Annotated in this window: 22 protein-coding genes and 1 tRNA gene; all 23 read left to right on the top strand. The window is 67.1% G+C overall.

The window, feature by feature from the left end; all coding sequences use genetic code 11:
* The first annotated feature begins 64 nt into the window (after window positions 1-64).
* The 23 genes from ACJ4V0_RS15685 to ACJ4V0_RS15575 all read left to right on the top strand — a co-directional run bounded on the left by ACJ4V0_RS15685 (window position 65) and on the right by ACJ4V0_RS15575 (window position 16,918).
* Window positions 65-1,453: a putative antirestriction adenine methyltransferase gene (locus ACJ4V0_RS15685; protein ID WP_448300531.1), complete on the top strand. Its 1,389-nt coding sequence runs from the start codon at window positions 65-67 to the stop codon at window positions 1,451-1,453.
* Entirely contained in the window at window positions 1,425-2,123 is a 699-nt protein-coding gene (locus ACJ4V0_RS15680; protein WP_448300530.1) for a ParB/RepB/Spo0J family partition protein, read from the top strand. Before ACJ4V0_RS15685 ends, ACJ4V0_RS15680 begins: the two co-directional genes overlap by 29 nt.
* Window positions 2,101-2,673 (top strand): hypothetical protein, encoded by a 573-nt coding sequence (locus ACJ4V0_RS15675; RefSeq protein ID WP_448300529.1) that lies wholly within the window; start codon window positions 2,101-2,103, stop codon window positions 2,671-2,673. Before ACJ4V0_RS15680 ends, ACJ4V0_RS15675 begins: the two co-directional genes overlap by 23 nt.
* On the top strand, window positions 2,603-4,198 hold the full coding sequence (gene terL, locus ACJ4V0_RS15670; RefSeq protein WP_448300528.1) for a phage terminase large subunit: 1,596 nt from the start codon (window positions 2,603-2,605) through the stop codon (window positions 4,196-4,198). Before ACJ4V0_RS15675 ends, terL begins: the two co-directional genes overlap by 71 nt.
* Entirely contained in the window at window positions 4,198-5,814 is a 1,617-nt protein-coding gene (locus ACJ4V0_RS15665; RefSeq protein ID WP_448300527.1) for a DUF4055 domain-containing protein, read from the top strand. Before terL ends, ACJ4V0_RS15665 begins: the two co-directional genes overlap by 1 nt.
* 167 nt (window positions 5,815-5,981) lie before the next feature.
* Window positions 5,982-6,209, top strand: a complete 228-nt coding sequence (locus ACJ4V0_RS15660; RefSeq protein ID WP_448300526.1) for a hypothetical protein — start codon at window positions 5,982-5,984, stop codon at window positions 6,207-6,209.
* Between the two features lie 253 nt (window positions 6,210-6,462).
* Window positions 6,463-6,536 (top strand) — tRNA-Gly (locus ACJ4V0_RS15655).
* A gap of 21 nt (window positions 6,537-6,557) precedes the next feature.
* Window positions 6,558-6,821 (top strand): hypothetical protein, encoded by a 264-nt coding sequence (locus tag ACJ4V0_RS15650; RefSeq protein ID WP_448300525.1) that lies wholly within the window; start codon window positions 6,558-6,560, stop codon window positions 6,819-6,821.
* Window positions 6,793-6,975, top strand: a complete 183-nt coding sequence (locus ACJ4V0_RS15645) for a hypothetical protein (protein ID WP_448300524.1) — start codon at window positions 6,793-6,795, stop codon at window positions 6,973-6,975. Before ACJ4V0_RS15650 ends, ACJ4V0_RS15645 begins: the two co-directional genes overlap by 29 nt.
* A 172-nt stretch (window positions 6,976-7,147) precedes the next feature.
* Window positions 7,148-7,318 carry a hypothetical protein gene (locus ACJ4V0_RS15640; RefSeq protein ID WP_448300523.1) on the top strand — a complete coding sequence of 57 codons (171 nt, stop codon included), beginning with the start codon at window positions 7,148-7,150 and terminating at the stop codon, window positions 7,316-7,318.
* An 84-nt stretch (window positions 7,319-7,402) separates the two neighbouring features.
* Window positions 7,403-8,230 carry a hypothetical protein gene (locus tag ACJ4V0_RS15635; RefSeq protein ID WP_448300522.1) on the top strand — a complete coding sequence of 276 codons (828 nt, stop codon included), beginning with the start codon at window positions 7,403-7,405 and terminating at the stop codon, window positions 8,228-8,230.
* Window positions 8,231-8,322: 92 nt separating this feature from the next.
* Window positions 8,323-9,273 (top strand): major capsid protein, encoded by a 951-nt coding sequence (locus ACJ4V0_RS15630; RefSeq protein ID WP_448300521.1) that lies wholly within the window; start codon window positions 8,323-8,325, stop codon window positions 9,271-9,273.
* A gap of 56 nt (window positions 9,274-9,329) precedes the next feature.
* On the top strand, window positions 9,330-9,686 hold the full coding sequence (locus ACJ4V0_RS15625; protein ID WP_448300520.1) for a hypothetical protein: 357 nt from the start codon (window positions 9,330-9,332) through the stop codon (window positions 9,684-9,686).
* A gap of 7 nt (window positions 9,687-9,693) precedes the next feature.
* Complete coding sequence (locus ACJ4V0_RS15620) at window positions 9,694-9,933, top strand: hypothetical protein (RefSeq protein ID WP_448300519.1); 240 nt, start codon at window positions 9,694-9,696, stop codon at window positions 9,931-9,933.
* Between the two features lie 15 nt (window positions 9,934-9,948).
* A complete protein-coding gene (locus ACJ4V0_RS15615) occupies window positions 9,949-10,392 on the top strand; it encodes a phage protein Gp36 family protein (protein WP_448300518.1) in 444 nt (147 codons plus the stop codon).
* Between the two features lies 1 nt (window position 10,393).
* Entirely contained in the window at window positions 10,394-10,819 is a 426-nt protein-coding gene (locus ACJ4V0_RS15610) for a phage virion morphogenesis family protein (RefSeq protein WP_448300517.1), read from the top strand.
* On the top strand, window positions 10,816-11,355 hold the full coding sequence (locus ACJ4V0_RS15605; RefSeq protein ID WP_448300516.1) for a hypothetical protein: 540 nt from the start codon (window positions 10,816-10,818) through the stop codon (window positions 11,353-11,355). Before ACJ4V0_RS15610 ends, ACJ4V0_RS15605 begins: the two co-directional genes overlap by 4 nt.
* 16 nt (window positions 11,356-11,371) lie before the next feature.
* Entirely contained in the window at window positions 11,372-11,896 is a 525-nt protein-coding gene (locus ACJ4V0_RS15600; RefSeq protein WP_448300515.1) for a phage baseplate assembly protein V, read from the top strand.
* Between the two features lie 16 nt (window positions 11,897-11,912).
* Window positions 11,913-12,113, top strand: coding sequence for a hypothetical protein (locus ACJ4V0_RS15595; protein ID WP_448300514.1), 201 nt, complete (start codon window positions 11,913-11,915; stop codon window positions 12,111-12,113).
* Window positions 12,085-12,459 (top strand): GPW/gp25 family protein, encoded by a 375-nt coding sequence (locus tag ACJ4V0_RS15590; RefSeq protein ID WP_448300513.1) that lies wholly within the window; start codon window positions 12,085-12,087, stop codon window positions 12,457-12,459. The genes ACJ4V0_RS15595 and ACJ4V0_RS15590 overlap by 29 nt, the downstream gene beginning before the upstream one ends.
* A gap of 10 nt (window positions 12,460-12,469) precedes the next feature.
* On the top strand, window positions 12,470-13,363 hold the full coding sequence (locus ACJ4V0_RS15585) for a baseplate assembly protein (protein ID WP_448300512.1): 894 nt from the start codon (window positions 12,470-12,472) through the stop codon (window positions 13,361-13,363).
* On the top strand, window positions 13,360-14,649 hold the full coding sequence (locus tag ACJ4V0_RS15580) for a phage tail protein I (protein WP_448300511.1): 1,290 nt from the start codon (window positions 13,360-13,362) through the stop codon (window positions 14,647-14,649). The genes ACJ4V0_RS15585 and ACJ4V0_RS15580 overlap by 4 nt, the downstream gene beginning before the upstream one ends.
* 4 nt (window positions 14,650-14,653) lie before the next feature.
* Entirely contained in the window at window positions 14,654-16,918 is a 2,265-nt protein-coding gene (locus ACJ4V0_RS15575) for a hypothetical protein (RefSeq protein WP_448300510.1), read from the top strand.
* Window positions 16,919-16,923: the final 5 nt, after the last annotated feature.

Below are 16,923 nucleotides of genomic sequence, written 5' to 3'. Positions count from 1 at the left end.
AGCCCCCGAAATAGGGGGTCAATACCTACCGCCGGTTGAAAACGGCCATTCCGAGGGGGCTGCCATGTATGCGAAGGGCTTTCAGGGCGCGGTGCCCGCTGGATCACTCCAGCAGATCGCTCGCATCATCGACTTCTCGGCTTGGCCGGAGGTCTTCGTCGCCTGCTCGGGGACGTTCCGCATCGAGCGGGCGCTGCTGTCGAAGTGGCCGGGCCTGTCGATCCACTCCAACGACGTCTCCCTGCTCTCCTGTGCGCTCGCGGGGCTGGCGCTAGGCAAGCCGGAGACCTTCACCTTCACGGGTGATCTGGCCTTCATCGAAGACATGGGGCTCCAGCGGCCCGTGGAGCGCGTCGCAGCCCTCATGGTCGCCCTCGACCTCGGCGGCTACGTCATGGGCAAGCCCAACCGCTACAAGGAAAGCCACGCCGCGCACTACCGGACGCACTTCGCCAGCTTCGTCGAGAAGACGGCGGCCGATCTCGAGATCGCCACCCAGGAGATGCCGCTGGCCTCCTTCTCGCCCGTCGACTGGCTCGACCATGTTGACGCGGCCATCGCGCGGGGCGCCGGCATCGTCACCTATCCGCCGACCTACAAGGGCGGCTTCGAGAAGCAATTCGTCTGGATCGCCGCAAACACCGGCTGGGAAGCGCCTGGCTATCGGGTCTTCGATCCGAAAGACCTGCCGGCCATCGTCGACCGCATCCAGGAGAGCGGCGTTCCGTGGTGCATCCTCACCGACCAGCTGCTCGAAGGCCGATCCGCGGTCGCCGAGTTCCAGTCGGGCCGGGCCAAGCCGGTCTATGCCTTCGCCGGCTCGACCGAGACCGCCTTCGACCACAAGACGCCGGTCGGCCAGCCCTTCCCCTACAAGGCGCTCGACGTCGGGGCCCTGACCGAGAGCACCAAGGTCGCCATCGTCCCCTGTGACGGCGCGAAGGTCACCTTCCTGAAGAACGTCTTCCTCAAGAAGTCGATCATCCATGCGCCCGGCATGTGGAACGCGCTCGTCTATCTCGACGGGATGCTCGCGGGCGCCATGGTCTTCTCCCTCTCGAAATACGGGGCGAAGAACGAGGTCTATCTGATGAGCGACTTCTCGACGACGCGGGCAGGGCGCGTCGCCAAGCTGATCGCCCGCCTCGCGACGAACATCGCCGTGACGAGCGAAATGGAGCGCCGCTGGCTCGACCGATACACCAAGGTCATGACGACGGCCTTCTCCGATCACCCCGTCTCGATGAAATACCGGGGCTCCTACGAGATCGGCAAACGCACCGAGGTCAACGCGCCCGAGGGCAAGTTTCTCCTCAACTACTACAGCCCGGTCCGGGCGGAACCTCTGGAGGCCACCTATCAATGGTGGTGGAAGCGCGATGGAAAAAAAGCCGTGGCTGCCTATCGAAACCGAGATCAGGACGGTGGACCCGAGGTCGCTGAAGCGGCGTGAGGTCAACGCCCGCTTCATGGAGCCCGCCCAGTTCAAGCGGCTGGTCGCCAACGTGCGCGTTGACGGCAAGCTGACCGGGACCGTGACGGTGTGCCTGGAGCCGGACGGGTCGCTGGAGATCCTCTCCGGCCATCACCGCACCGAGGCGGCGATCGAGGCGGACCTGCCCCTGATCGAAGTCCTCTGCATCACCACCCCGCTCGACGAAGAGCGCAAGGTGGCGATCCAGCTGTCGCACAACGCCATCTCCGGCAACGACAACCCCACGGTCCTCGCCGAGCTCTACGCCTCCCTCGACCTGAGCGCGAAGAAGTTCTCCGGCCTGACGGACTCGGTCATCGCCGCCATGGCCAAGATCGACGTCGGCGCCTTCGGTGCGGCGGCCCTGCGCTACGAGACCCTCACCATCCAGTTCCTGCCCGAGGACGTCGCAGCCTTCGAGCAGATGTGCGTCAAGCTCGCGAAGTCCGCCGAGACCAAGCCGCTGCCGCCCACACACTTCGCCCACATCCAGTCGTTCGAGGGCATCTTCGACGCCATCGTCCGCGTCAAGCACCAGCTGGCCGTGATGAACAGCGCGCTGGCCATCCTCGTCATGGCGGAACTCGCCACCGAACGCCTCGACCAACTCGAAAAGGAACGGGCCGATGCCCAACCAGTCGCCGCCTGAAGCCGCTCCGGCGGCCACCAGCGCCCACGGTCTCGAACCGGGGTCCACCGCCTACCGGGATCGCTTCGTCCACCACAAGCTCACCCCCGAGCGCGTGATCGAGGCCATCAACCTGAAGGGCGGCATCATCTCCGAGGTCGCCAAGGCCCTGAACATCTCCAGGGGCACCCTCTACAACTACCGGGACCAGTTCCCCGAGGTGGCCGAGGCCCTGACCGAGGTGCGCGAGGTCCATCTGGACGCCGCCGAAGCCGTCCTCATCGACCTCGCCATCAACCAGAAGAAAGAGCGGTCGCTGCACTTCTTCCTGGAGGCCCTCGGCAAGGCCCGAGGCTACGTCAAGCGGACCGAGACGGTCGGCAAGGACGGCGGCCCCATCGAACACCGCGACAGCACCCCCGAATTCACCGACGCCGAACTGCGGGCCATGGAGCCGGCAGAACTGGAAGCGTTGATCGCCGCCGAGAAGGTCAAGCAGAATGTCCGCACCCGTATCGAGGCTGCCCGCGAGGCTGGACCGGATGGAGGCGGCGCTCCAGTGGCAGGCTGAGCGTGCCGAGGCCGAGCACAGCCTGTCCTCCTTCACCCGTCAGGGCTGGAGACATGCCGGCGAGCCCGCGTCGATCTCGTGGAACTGGCACATCGACTGCATCAACGAGCATCTCGAGGCCGTGCTCGACCGCCAGATCAAGCGCGTCATCTTCAACATCCCGCCCCGGCACATGAAGAGCCTCGGCGGCAACGTCTTCATGCCAGCCTACACCTGGGCTCAGAACCCCGACCCGGACAAGACCGGCCACGGCCTGCCGATCCGGCCTGGCACCTGGCGCGGGCCGGGCACCAAGTTCATGTCGCTCTCCTACGACAGCACCCTGACGACCCGCGACAGCGTCAAGTGCCGGCTGCTCCTCGAAAGCGACTGGTATCAGGACCGCTGGGGCGACCGGGTGACGCTCCGCACCGACCAGAACCAGAAGACCTACTACGAGAACACGCATGGCGGTCACCGCTGGTCCTCGTCCATGGGCGGCCGCATCACCGGGCACGGCGGCGACATCATCGTCATCGACGACCCCCACAACGTCCGAGAGGGCGAAAGCTCCGCCGTGCGCGAGGAAGTCCTGCGGACATGGGACGAGGCGCTGCCCACCCGTCTCAACGATCCCGAGACCGGCGCCTTCATCGTCATCATGCAGCGCATCCACGAGCGCGATCTGGTCGGCCACATCCTCGCCAAGGAACTCGGCGCGACGCTGGTCGACCTGACCGAGGAGAACCGCTTCACCGCGGTCTGCCTCCCGGCCCTCGCCGAACCCGATCATCCGGTCGGCATGAAGACCACGGTGCTCCGCAAAGGCACCGATGAGGTCTGGGCGGACCGCCGTGAGCCAGGGGAGGTGCTGTGGGCCAGTCGCTTCCCCCAGAAGGTGCTGTCCCCGCTCTTCGTCACGTTGGGCTCCTACGCCGCCGCTGGCCAGCTTCAGCAGCGACCGGCCCCGCGTGAGGGCGGCAAGTTCTCCCGCTCGATGTTCCCCATCGTGCCCTCCATGCCGCTCGGCGTCGTCAAGCGCGTCCGCTCATGGGACTTGGCCGGAACCGAAGCCGCGAAGTCCGACCCCGACTGGACCGCTGGCGTCAAGATGGCGCAGGGCATCGACGGCTACTTCTACGTCGAGCATGTCCATCGCTTCCGGGCCAACCCTCACGAGGTCCGCGTCGCGCTGAAGAGCATGGCCGGCGTCGATCCGGCGGGCACCACCATCACCCTGCCGCAGGACCCCGGACAGGCCGGCAAGTTCCAGGTGCTCGACTTCGCACGGGCGCTCGCCGGCTACACCTTCCAGATCATCCAGCCCACCGGATCGAAGGACGTCCGGTCCGACCCCTTCGCTGCCCAATGCGAGGCCGGGAACGTCCGGCTCGTGGCTGGGCACTGGAATGACGCCTTCATCGACGAATTCATCGGGTTTCCGACGGCATCGCACGACGATCAGGTCGATGCGACCGCGGACGCCTTCAACACCCTCATGGCGGGCTTCTCTGGCTCGCTCACCGGACAACAAAGGCGCAACTGATGGCCCGAGCCCCGACCAAGACCCTCCCGACGCAGGGCAAGACCACGACGACGACGTCGGCGGTCAACCCCCTGTCGCAGATGCCGAACGCATCCCCTGAAACCCTGTCCACCCTGGCCCTGTCCTCCGCCTACGAGTGGCAGATGATCCGCGACATCCTCGGCGGCGCGCGGCAGGTCCGGGCGAGGGGGACGACCTATCTCCCCAAGTTCCCCTCCGAGGATCAGAAGGACTACGACCAGCGCGTCCGCACCGCTCCCTTCATCGGGCACTTCTCGGACTCGCTGGAGGGCATCACCTCCAAGCCGTTCACCAAGCAGGTCGAGGTGAAGGACGACGAGACCCCGCAGATCAAGCAGATGGCCGAGGACATCGACGGGGCCGGCCGCTCCCTGCACTCGTTCGCCAAGGACGTGTTCGAGGAAGGCGTCGGCCTCGGCCTTGCCGGCATCTTCGTCGACTACCCGACGATTGCCGAAGGGGCGACCCTCGCCGATGAGCGCGCGGCCGGCGCCCGCCCGACCTTCCTCGACATCCCCGCCGAGGACATCCTGGCCTGCTTCACCGAGCAGCGGGGCGGCAAGCGCGTCGTGTCCCACCTGCGGTTCCGCCAGCGCGACGTCCGGCGCAACGGCTTCCGCGAGCAGCCCCTTGTCCGGGTGCGCTCCTATACCCACGACGCCAGCATGGCACGACCGGAATATCAGGTCTTCGAGCGGGTCCTGAACGGCTCCTGGGTCATCACCGAGCACGGTAGCCTGAGCATCGACGAGATCCCCTTCGAGCCCTTCGTCACGGGCAAGATCATCAACGGCCGCTACGTCGCGCCGCTGATCGCGCTCGCCCACCTCCAGATCGAGCACTACGAGCAGTCGTCCAGCCTGAAGAACATCCTGCTGCTGGCCGGCTTCCCCATGCTGTCCGGCAACGGCGTCACCCCGCCCGGACCGAAGACCCTTACCGACGGCACCGTCGTCGAGCAGTCGGTCGTGGTCGGCCCTGGCATCGTCCTCTTCGCCCCGCCTCTCCATGGCTCCTCGTCCTCGACCAGCGGGTGGAAGTTCGTCGAGCCGGAAGGCACCTCCATCGAGAAGCTGCAGGCGCATGTCCTCGACCTGGAGCGCCAGATGGCCAAGCTCGGCAAGCAGCCCCTCGTGAGGCAGACGGGCAACGTGACGGCTACCGGCGAGGCGGTGAACGCCGCCCGCGCCCATGCCACCGCCGAAGCCTGGGCCAACGACCTCGCCAAGGCGCTGACCCGCTGCTTCCAGATCGCCGCCAAATGGCTGAAGACCACCACCACGGCGAAGGTCTCCATCAACACCGACTTCGGCATCTCCGACGCGAACGGTGAGGTCGAGACCCTGCTCAACGCCGCGAAGGAAGGCAAAATCTCGAACGAGACGCTCTGGGACGAGTGGCGCCGCCGCAACGTGCTCGGCCCGCAGTTCGACCCCAAGGTCGAGGCGGAGCGCATGAGCGCCAACGAAGCGGCCGCCACCGAACGGGCTATCAAGCTCGCCGAGGCGGAGGCTGCTGCGAAGGCCAAGCTGGCAGCCGCGCTCCCCGCCAACCAGAACGAGCCGGTGCCGGGGAAGCTCCCCGCCGCCGCCTGATCCCTCGTGCGTAGCGCGCCACGCGCCACGCGCATACGCGAGGGCCAACCCCAGCCGCGCCGGAATTCGACCGGCGCGGCCTTGTTCGACCGATTCGCATCGCCTACGGTCGCCCCCGATGGAGGCTCGCATGGCGACAGATCGACTTCGGCGGCCGCGACGCTCCCATGGGTGACGTCCTCGCCTTTCCCCTGACGCCCCCGACCACGCATGACACGGCGGAGATGGACGGCGAGCTTTTCACGCTCTGCGACCGCTGCGAGGAGCTTCGCCTCGACTTTCCGCCAGTCGTCACCGTCACCCGGCGCGTGATCGACGGGGTCGCCTTCGACGAATTCCGCTGCAAGCCCTGCCGCAAAATGGTCGAACGTCGCCGCACCCCGTCACAGCTGTAACGTCTGTAACCGGCACCGATAGGTCTTCAGACAGGGCGGCCTTGCGGCTATTGTGCAGCTACGGTCGGCACATGGCGCGTCGGCCTTCCCCAACCACCTGAATTCGCCCCCACGGGGCAACGTCGTGTGCCGAACGTCCTCGCCTTCGACCGGCGCTGGACGACTTTCCGAGCCCCGCCAGTGTAGCTCACGCCGCTGGAGCAGGGGGATAGGTAGCGCTGCTAGGCCGGCGCATCGACCCTCGGACCCTTTCGCGGAGATAGCTCAACGGTAGAGCGCTTGCTGTCCAGGCAAGAGATGTCGGTTCGATCCCGGCGATCCGCTCCATTCTCCCGTGAGGACCCGGCCATGGCGCAGATGTCGTTTGCGCTTTCGGGCGCTCATCCCCTCGGCGGTGCCACGGCCTTCATGGGCCGCAGCGCGTCGCTGACGGCTCCGAAGCTCGCCATGTGGACGAGCGCGCCTTCGCTCATCACCCGGTTCCCCGACCACCGCAGCGCCGCGCTCTACCGGCGCTTCGGGATGCCCCACGAAGGGGCGGGCCTCGCCATCGTCCAAATCGACATCCCTGGAGGGAAGCGCCGTGATCCTGACACTCGTGCGAACCGATAACGGCCTGCTCGTCCCCACCGTGAACGGGGAGGAGATCACCGGCTGCCAGATGATCTCCGTCCAGGCCAACCCGGCCGGCGGCGTCGTGACGCTGCAGTTCACTCTCGCCGACGTCGACTTCACGGTCGAGACGCCCGAACAACTCCATTCCTGATCGCCGGCACCGCCCCTCCTCGGTGCCTGGCGTGGGATGCCGGCCCACTGGGTCCGCGTCCCGGCGACGGGCGAATGCGCGATACGCCCGCCGGTCGATAGGCCCGAGCTTCCCCAAGCCCGCGCACCCGGCCGCCCGTCGCCACCTCTTCATCTCCCGGAAGGACGCCGTCATGGACCTGTTCATCGTCGCAGGCTCCGTGGGCGCCTTCCTCATTCGTTCCGCCGAAGCGGTCTGGTCGATGACCGTCCGCCTCGGCATCCAGCATCTTGAGCGGGGCTTCCCGTTCAATAGCCCTCTCCGGCGCGAGACGTCGGCTTCGAGGGCGGCTCGCCGAGCCTAAAGCGGCCTCCACTGATCCGATGGATCGCGCGCCGGGCGCATCTCCGGCCTTCAGGGGCGACGCCCCGCAATCCCGAAAACCCTCATGGCCCTGAAAGCAATCCTCGACGCTCTCGACAGCGTGCCCGAACCGCAGCGACCGCTCTATCGTCAGGTCACCGAAGGCGACTTCAAGGACAAGTTCGTCCTCGACGTCGAGGCCGTCGGCGACTGGGCTCTGGAGCACATCGGCGGTCTCAAGAGCACGCTCGCCAAGACGCAGGACGAACTGACGACCGTCAAGTCGGCCTCGGCCGGCTTCGCTGGTCTGAAGCTGCAGCCCTCGACGATCGCGGAGAAGCTGAAGAGGCTGGAGGCGCTGGAGAAGCTCGACCCCGAGACCGAGGCCGGCAAGCTCGCCGCTGCCAAGATCGAGGCTGCCACGCTGAAGCTCGCCGAGACCCACGCCGTCGAGCTTTCGGCGCGCGACGGGACCATCGGCGCCTACCGCGGGCAGATCGAGGCGCTCCTCGTCGACAACGAACTGACCACCGCCGTCGCCAAGCACAACGGCATCGGCTCGCTCCTCACCCCGGCCCTCCGTCCGAGGATCAAGGTGACCGAGACCGACGGCAAGTTCGGCATCGCCGTTCTCTCCAAGGCCGGCGTCCCCGACGTCGTCGTCAAGGAGGGCAAGGTCATGCCCATGACCATCGACGATCTGGTCGTTTCCATGAAGGCCGACCCGGACTTCGGCGTCGCGTTCCGCGCATCTGGAGCTTCCGGCTCCGGTGCCAAGCTCCCCGCCGCCGGTGGCGCGCTGGGCGGCAAGAACCCCTTCCTGAAGGAGAGCTTCAACCTGACCGAACAGAGCAAGCTGAAGCGCTCCGATCCCACCATGTACGAAGCAATGAAGGCCCAGGCCGGCGTCTGATCGACGCCTCTCGGTCAGCGACCTTCCTCCCCAACCAAGCCCGCCCGGCCAGAGCGCCGTGGCGGGCTTTCATTTCTGACTGAGAGAACACCATGACCGAGACCCGCCTCTCCGACGTCATCGTCCCCGAGATCTTCCGCCCCTACATGATCGCCGAGACCACCCGTCTCGATGCGTTCCTGGAGTCCGGCGTCGCCGCCGACGTCTCCGACGAGATCGAGGACTGGGGCGTCACCGTGAAGGTGCCGTTCTTCAACGACCTGTCCGGTGACTCCAACGTGTCCGACGACACCGCCGACATCGCGGTCAAGGGCATCACCACCGGCCTCGACGTGGCTCCGGCGCTGATGCGCGACGACGCCTTCGGTGCCACCCAGCTGTCCGCCGAGCTTTCCGGTGCCGACCCGGCCAGCGCCATCGGCTCCCGCATCGGCAAATACTGGGCCGGCGAGCGCCAGAAGGTCCTCCTGAAGACCCTCACGGGCATCTTCGGCGCGGCCTCCATGTCGGCCAACGTGTTCGACATCTCCGCCCTGACCGGCGGTGCCGAGAACTTCGGCGCCTCCGCCTTCATCGACGCGACCCACGCGCTCGGCGATCACTCCCGCCTCCTGACCGGCATCGCTGTCCACTCGGACACCGAGAAGGCCATGAAGAAGGCCGACCTGATCGACTACATCATGCCCTCGCTCGGCGGCCTGCCCATCCCGTTCTACCAGGGCAAGCGCGTCGTCGTGGACGACAGCCTCCCGAAGGTCTCGACCGTCTATACGAGCTACCTCTTCGGCCAGGGCGCGATCGCCTACGCCCAGAAGGGCCGCGAGAACGCCGTCGAGGTGGGCCGTGACCCGCTGAAGAACGGCGGCCGCGACTACGTCATCACCCGCGAGCGCTTCTCGTTCCACGTTCGCGGCGTGAAGTGGATCGGCACCCCGGCCCTCTCGACGCCGTCGAACACCGAACTCGCCGTCGGGACCAACTGGACCCGCGTCTATGATCCGAAGCTCGTCCGCGCCGTCGCGTTCAAGCACAAGATCGCCTGATGAACCGGCGGGGCCTTCGGGCTCCGCCGACCATCCCCACAAGGAGACAGAGGCCCATGGCCGAAACCGAATTCGTCAACCCGTCCGGCTGGCGGGCGAAGGAACTGCAGGCGAAGCTGAAGGACATCTCGGCGATCCAGAGCCGCAGCCAGGAGGCCCAGCTTGGCGCCTTCGGCCGTGTCCGCTCGCTGACCCTCGAACTCGCCTCGCTCGCCGAGGGCCACCCGGACCGGGAGGCCGTCCAGATGGCGCTCCTCGAGGCCGAGGACGTGCTGGAGCGCATCCAGAACCCGCCCGCCGCCGCCCCGGTCGATCCCCTCGCTCCCGAGGTTCCCGCCCCCGCCGCCTCGGCGAAGGGTGTCAAGGCCCCGGAACCCGCTCCCGCGAAGAAGGACGCTGCCCCGGCGGCGTAAGCGCGCCATGGCAGACGTCATCGACTTCAAGACCCGCCAGAGGCTCGCATCTTCGGATGCGGGCCTGCCCGCGCCGCCCGCCGTCCAGAACCTCGCCGCCATGCGCGCCGTCCTCGATCAAGCCTGGACCGCCGCCTACCGAGGCGAGTGCTGCGCCATCGTGGTCGCCATGGTCCCAGAGGACGGTGAGGCCACCATCCTGCGCTCGGACCAGCCCATTCCCTCGACGCCGCCCAGCGCGGCCTGACCGCGGAGCCGTCCCATGCCCTATGCGACGGCAGCCGACATCGTCTCGCTCTACACGCAGGAACTCGTCGATAAGATCGCTTGGGACGAGATCACCGAGGCGGTGAACACCCCCGCCATCGAGCGGGCGCTTTCCGAGGCCGCCGCCGAGATCGACACGCATCTGTCCGGCCGCTACCCGATCCCGATCCATCCGGTGCCGCCGATCCTGCGGAAGCTCAACGTCGACATGGCGATCTACCATGTCGCCTTCGGCTACTCGCGGCGCACCGACGAAATGCGCGTCCGCTACGACGACGCCCTGAAGATGCTGCTCCGCATCGCCGACGGCAAAGCCGGTCTCGGCATCGCCTCCACCGTGGCAACGGTCGACGGCGAGGGCAACGTGATCGCAGGCGGCAACTCGCCGGGCACGGGCATCAATGCCTTCGGCTCCCTGAAGACGCGCCGGGCGAACTGACATGGCCGGGCTGTTCGGCGTCAAGTTCTCCGGCATGGAGGCGATCTATCGCGCCCTCAACGGCCTGACCAGCCTCTCGTCAGACCAGCGTTATGACCTCATGCGCTCCATGGCGAGGGCGGTCGTTCGCCAGACGCGCGAACGCATCATCTCGACCAAGACCTCCCCGGACGGGGCCGCCTGGCCTGCCCGAACCCGCTCCTACTCGTGGCCGCTCATGGTCAAGACCGGAAAGATGGCCGGCTCCGTGAAAGCGTCGATCTCGGGCACCTCCGCCCAGGTCCGCATCATGGTCGACTACTACGGCTACCACCACACCGGCACCCGCAAGATGGCCGCTCGCCCCTCGCTGGGGCTGAACGAGGCCAATGTCGACGAACTCTGTCGCATCTGCGACGCCTGGATCGCTCGGAGGATGGCGGCATGAACTCTGTCATCCTCTACCGAAATCAGGTCCGCGACACGATCAAGGACGCGCTGCCTCTGGTCCGCACGGTCAAGACGACCGCGGGCAAGGTCACGCCGGCCGACATCAAGAACCTCTCCACCGACGCCCCCGCGATCCTCGTCTGCGCCATCGGCATCACCGAGACGAAGGCCGACAGCCGGGGGATGATCTGGGGCAAGCTGAAGCTCGGCGTCCTCTGCATCGTCCGCGACCTTGGACCCAAGCTGCCGGCGGAAGTCGCGGCCTGGGAACTCGCCATCTCGGTGACCAAGCTCGCCGGCATGAACCGCTTCGCCTTCGAGCCCGTGTCGCCCGTGACCGGCTTCGACGTCGACAACATGATGAACGACGACACCATCTCGGACGGCCTCGGCGTGATCGGGCTGTCCTGGGACGTCTTCATCGAGCTTGGAACCGACTTCGGCGCCGCCGAGGCCGCCGTCGGCGGCTGGACGAACGCGATGTTCCCCGAGGACGTCGCCCTGACCGTGGTCGAGGAACACCCCGAACCCTGAGCCATGCGAGGCCGCAATGTCCGACAACCCCTTCGTCGACATCCTCCACCGCATGGAAGAGATGGATCGCCGCCTCCACGGCATGATCCGCATCGGCAAGATCTCCGAGGTCAACCCCCAGCGCGCTCAGGCCCGCTTCTCCGACGCCTCGGTCCGCTCGACCGACTGGCTCGACTGGCAGGAGCCCGGCAACGGCCACAACCGCACCTGGACCGCCCCGCGCGTCGGCCAGGAGGCGGTGATGTTCTCGCCATCCGGCGAGCCGGGGCAGGGGCTTCTGATGCCCGGCTCCTACAACAAGCAGAACAAGGCGCCGTCCTCCAACCCGAATGAGGTTGTGCTGGCCAGCGTCGGGAACGCCCGTGTCTCGCTCCTCAACGGCACCCTGACCGTCAAGAGCGGCGGCACGACGTTCGAGTTCGGGGCCAACGGCTTCAAGCAGACCGGCGGCCAGATGGCCCATGACGGCCAGAACGTCGGCAAGACCCACACCCACAAGAACGTCGAGCCCGGCGGCGGAAATTCCGGCGAGCCCAACTGACGCTCAAGGAGCTCACATGCCCAAGCGCGACTACCTCGTCCTCGTCGATCGCTGGATCGGCACGACCTTCTTCCACGCGGGCGATCCCGTCTCCCTCACCGACGCCGCCGCGCAGTATCTCCTGCTCGACGGCTCCGTGGACCTCATCAAACCGGCGGTGACCCATGACGACGCAGCGGAAGCCGGGGGTGGCAAGCGACGTTCGGACCGGGATTGACCGCCGGACCGGCAAGGTTCTGACCGGCTGGCCCCACGTCGTCCAGTGCATCGAAGTCATCCTCACCACGAGGCTGAAGGAGCGCCTGATGCGGCTCTCCTTCGGCTCGACCGTGCCGAACCTGCTCGACCGCCCCGGCAACGAGGCGACGCTCGTCATGTTCTACACGGCCATGGCTCGAGCCCTGCGGCTCTGGGAGCCGGGCTTCGTCCTGAAGCGCGTCAACATGCTGGCCCTCTCGGGGGACGGCCGCGCGACGCTCCAGATCGAAGGCATCTACTACCCCTACGGCCACCTCGGAGATCGGACGACCTCCTTCGAGACTTCCTCTGATCTCTCGGTGTGAGGCACCCGCCATGAACCGCTTCGACTCCGTCGACCTGTCTCAGCTTGTGCCCCCGGACGTGATCGAGCCGCTCGACTTCGAGCGCCTCAACAGCGAATACCTGACCGCCTTCGTCGAGGCGGCCGTCAAGGTGGGCTTCTCCTACGACGTCACGGCGCTGGAGACCGATCCGGTCGCCATCATGAGCCAGGCGTTCTCCTACATGCGCCTGCTCGACCGAGGGCGCGTCAACGACGCCGCTCGCGAGGTCATGCTGGCCTTCGCCATGGGCGACAACCTCGACCACCTCGCCGCTCTCTACAAGGTGGGCCGGCAGGTGGTGACCCCGGCAACGCTCACCGAAGCCGCGGTCATGGAGGACGACGAGCGCCTGCGCCTGCGCGTCCAGCTGGCCCCCGAGGCGCTGTCCTGCGCCGGCACGCGCGGCGGCTATATGTTCCATGCCTTCACGGCCGATCCGACCGTCACCTTTGTCGGCCTCATCGTGCCGACGCCGGGACAGGTGGACGTCATCGTCCAGGCCGGCGAGAGCGGCGAGGCATCGCCCACCGTGGTCGAGAACGTCCGTCTGCGCCTCATGCGCGACGACATCCGGCCCCTGACCGTCGCAGTGACGGCCCGCGCCGCCACCATCAAGCCCTACAACGTCACGGCCTCCCTGAAGGTGCTGCGCGGCCCTGATGCTCAGGTGCTCCGCACCAATGCCGAGGCGGCCCTGCGAGCCTACGCAGCCCGGCGCTTCCGCGTCGGCAAGGCGATCCCCATCAGCGGCATCATCGCCGCCCTCAGCGTCGCCGGCATCGACAGCGTCGTCCTCCAGTCCCCCGCCTCCGACTTCGAGCCCGGCCCTGACGGCCTCGCTCGCCTCGGCACCGTCACCCTGACGTCGGAGATCGCGCAATGACCGCCCTGATGTCTCCCGGCGAGCTTACCCGGCTCGTCGAGGAGGCGACTGGGGCGCTCCCTCGCAACGCAACCCCGTTCGAGCGCGCCTCTCTCGCCGCTCACTTCTTCCACCAGATCGACGTTCCGCTGGAGACGCTCTGGAATCCCATGCTCTGCCCGGCCGAAGTCCTGCCGTTCCTGGCATGGGCCCTGTCGGTCGACGTCTGGTATGACGACTGGCCCATCGAGAAAAAGCGGTCCGTCGCGGCCGCCAGCCTGGAGATGCACGGCATCAAGGGCACGCTCGAAGGCATCCGCCGCTATGCCGCGCTGGCTGGCGGCGAGGTTGCCCGCGCCATCGTGCCGCCGGCCAAGTCCTACCTGTCGGCGTCCCTGACTGCCGAAGAGCGCCGCGACTTCATGCGCCGCCTGCCGGAAATCAGGATCAGGTCGCACGCCGACGCCTCCGTGGACCGGATGAGCACCTTCTCCGGCCCTCTGGAGGGCAGCATCTCCTCCTTCGACGTCGATGCCGGCGGGCTCATCCCGTCCTTCTACGTCGAGAGCGAGGCGCCCCAGCTGATGGGGCGGCGCGCAGAGCTTCGCGATCTCGGCGAGATCACCCCGCTGGTCATCGAGACCGTGCGCGACGACGTCGGCAACCTCGTCTCCGGTGCGGAACGGTTCCTGATCCCCGGCGACGGGGCAGGGGGCTCGTTCCTCGACGCCGGGCCCCTCTGGACGCTCTACTTCTGCGAGCCCTTCCAGGAGGCCCGCCTTGTCACCGTCTCGCTCGGCGCCTCGGCGCTGGACGAGAGCGACGGGATGACCGCCGCCCGTGACAGCATGTTCCCGGTGCCGCTGATCCCCGAATACGTGCATGAGACCGGCGTCGTCCCCGACGGCGTCTTCTCCGGCACCTTCGCCGACGGCTTCCACTTCGTCGAAAGCCGCGCCTCCCTCTTCCTCTACACCAGCATCCGCCTTCACGACGCGCGCCGCGACGTCCTGAACCGGGTGGCCATCTCGTTCATGGGGACGGAGCGCTTCGGTATCGACGCGCACACCGCCGAACTCGCCATAGCCGTCAACGGCGTCCGGTCGCCCTGGGCTTCCGACGACTTCGTCTGGGGCTTCTTCGTCGAGACCCCGACCACCCAACTCGACCGCGTGCTGGATGCCGTCATGGCAGCGAAGGCCGCTCACGAAACCATCCTCGTCGACACCACCGTTGACCGTCCTCCGCTTCTCGGCGGCGACATCTTCATCGGTGCCTTCCGACTTGGCCAACCCGTCAGAGGCTAGAGCGATGCTCAAGAAGGTCAAATTCCGCAACCGGCAGGAGCAGCAGGCCGCAGACCACAACAACATCCAGGATTTCACTGCCGAGACGTTCGACCGTCTCGTCGGCGACACCATTGCTGTTGAGAAGCGGTTTGCCGGGTTCGAGGTCACCTCGGAGACCGCGACGGCCATCAACGTCGCCATCGGCCGGCTCTACTCGAACGGCGAGATGTATTCCTCGGACGTCGTCGTGCCGAAGAGCCTCTTCGACGAACTGCCGGCGGCCGCCAGCAAGATCGTCACCGTCATCGTCTGGACCGGCGTCGCCGATGTGGACGTGCAGCCGCGCTCCTACCTGATCGACATCGACACCCGGACGACCCAGCCGTCGTCCGTCGCGATGCAGACCAACCGGATCGCCAACGTCGGCATCATCTCGGGCATCGAGAGCGCCGATCCGCAGCGGGCGCCCATCGGCTCCCAGTATCTCGCCGTCTGCGACATCCTCCTGACGCCGGTCGGCATCGCCGACAACGGCATCACCATGATCGCCGCGAACCGCATCCCGCGCCTCACCGCGGTCGACAACCGCGTCTCCATGCTGGAGGCGTTCCAGGCGTCGGCCGAGCCGCGCATCCAGACGATCGCGTCGGACATCTCCGCCCTGAACAACCGCGTTCGCGGCACGTCCAGCAACCGCGCCCTGATCGAGATCGCCTCGGACGTGGCCCGGCTGAAGGATCTCGCCGGCATCCCGGACACCGCCGCCTCCTACGCCGCCGACTTCTACCTCAACCCCGGCGAGAGCGACGTCGCGAACCTCGACTACCTGGCGAAGGTCGAGGAGGGCATCCGCTTCTCCGATGCCGGCGCGTCCGACACCCAGATCGCGGTCTATAACCCGCTCGACCCCGCCCATGCGGTCCGCAACGGCATCCTGCTCCCGGCCTTCACCTCGGCTGCGCGGATCAACGTCACGGAATATGCCGGCGAGCTTCGGCTTTCCCAGTATCAGTTCCAGACGCAGACCCTCGTCCAGAAGACCATGTCGCGCCGCCGCATCCGCTACGGCCAGACCTACTCGGTCTGCACCAACAACCGGAATTACTGGACCCAGGGTCAGATCGACCCGGTGTCGAACGTCTTCACCAAAGCCGGCGAGACCTTCACGATCCTCAACCCCGAGGAGCTTCGTGGCGGTCACTCGTGGATCAGGCTGCAGCAGTTCTGGGACGACAGCTACGAAGAGCCCTACTGGGACGTCCTGACGACCACCACGGCCATCAACGGCCAGACGGGCGCGCAGACCTTCCTCAACTCGCAGGACGGCTGGTGCACGGGCATCCGCGTCGGCTTCACCCGCCTTGCCGGCTCCGGGTCGGTCACGCTCGCCCTCTGCGAGACCTATCGCGGCGCTCCGGCGCTCGACAAGGTCGTCGCTCAGGTGACGCTGCCCCGCGCCGACCTGAAGGTCTATCCGGGCGATGGAACCACGCTGTTCCCGCTGCCCCCGACCTTCCTCTCGGCCGGCTCGCGCTATGGTGTCGTCCTCATCACGACCGCCGACCACTATGTCGCGGTCGCATCCGGCGGCGCCTACGCTCAGGGCACCCTGTTCTATTCGACCGACGGGGCATGGTTCGAGGGCGACTTCACCAAGGATCTCGTCTTCTCGGTGGAATTCGCCCGCTTCGAGCGCGTCCGCACCGTGGTTGCCCTCCAGCCGCTCACCCTGAGCGGCGGCATGGCGGCCATCGACATCATGGCGGGCATGGTCATCCCGTCCTCGTGCCAGGCGTTCTTCGAGGTGCAGGCTTCCGGTGGAACCTGGGAGACGCTCGACGCCATCACCCCGGCCAAGCTCGTCGGGCTGCCGCCGCTGCTTCAGTTCCGTGCCATCTTCATCGGCACCTCTGACGTCGCGCCCGGCATCCAGATTTCGGGTTCCCGAATCCTTCTGCACCGTCCCCGGACCGACTTCGTCCACGTCTCGACTGCCCGGACGCTTCCCGCGCCCACCAGTCAGGTCAAGGTGAAGACCCGGCTCGAGAACTGGGACGCCGGCCACCACACGCACGCCATGGTGCTGCTCTGCGGTGCCGGCTTCGCGACGGTCGAGACGGCGGACGTCACCGACACGACGCCGACGGAGGACCCGGACGCGATCATCCGGGAATACACCTTCAACCTCGCGGCTCCCCAGACGACGTTCAAGATCAAGCAGACGGGCGGCACCACCACGGCGCTCGACACCTATCTCGTCTCCAGCCGCGTCGACGTCGCCTTCTAAGGAAC

The organism is Phreatobacter aquiterrae, from assembly GCF_053471285.1.
Note: the sequence above shows the minus strand (reverse complement) of the source record. Positions and strands in the feature narration are given on the sequence as shown.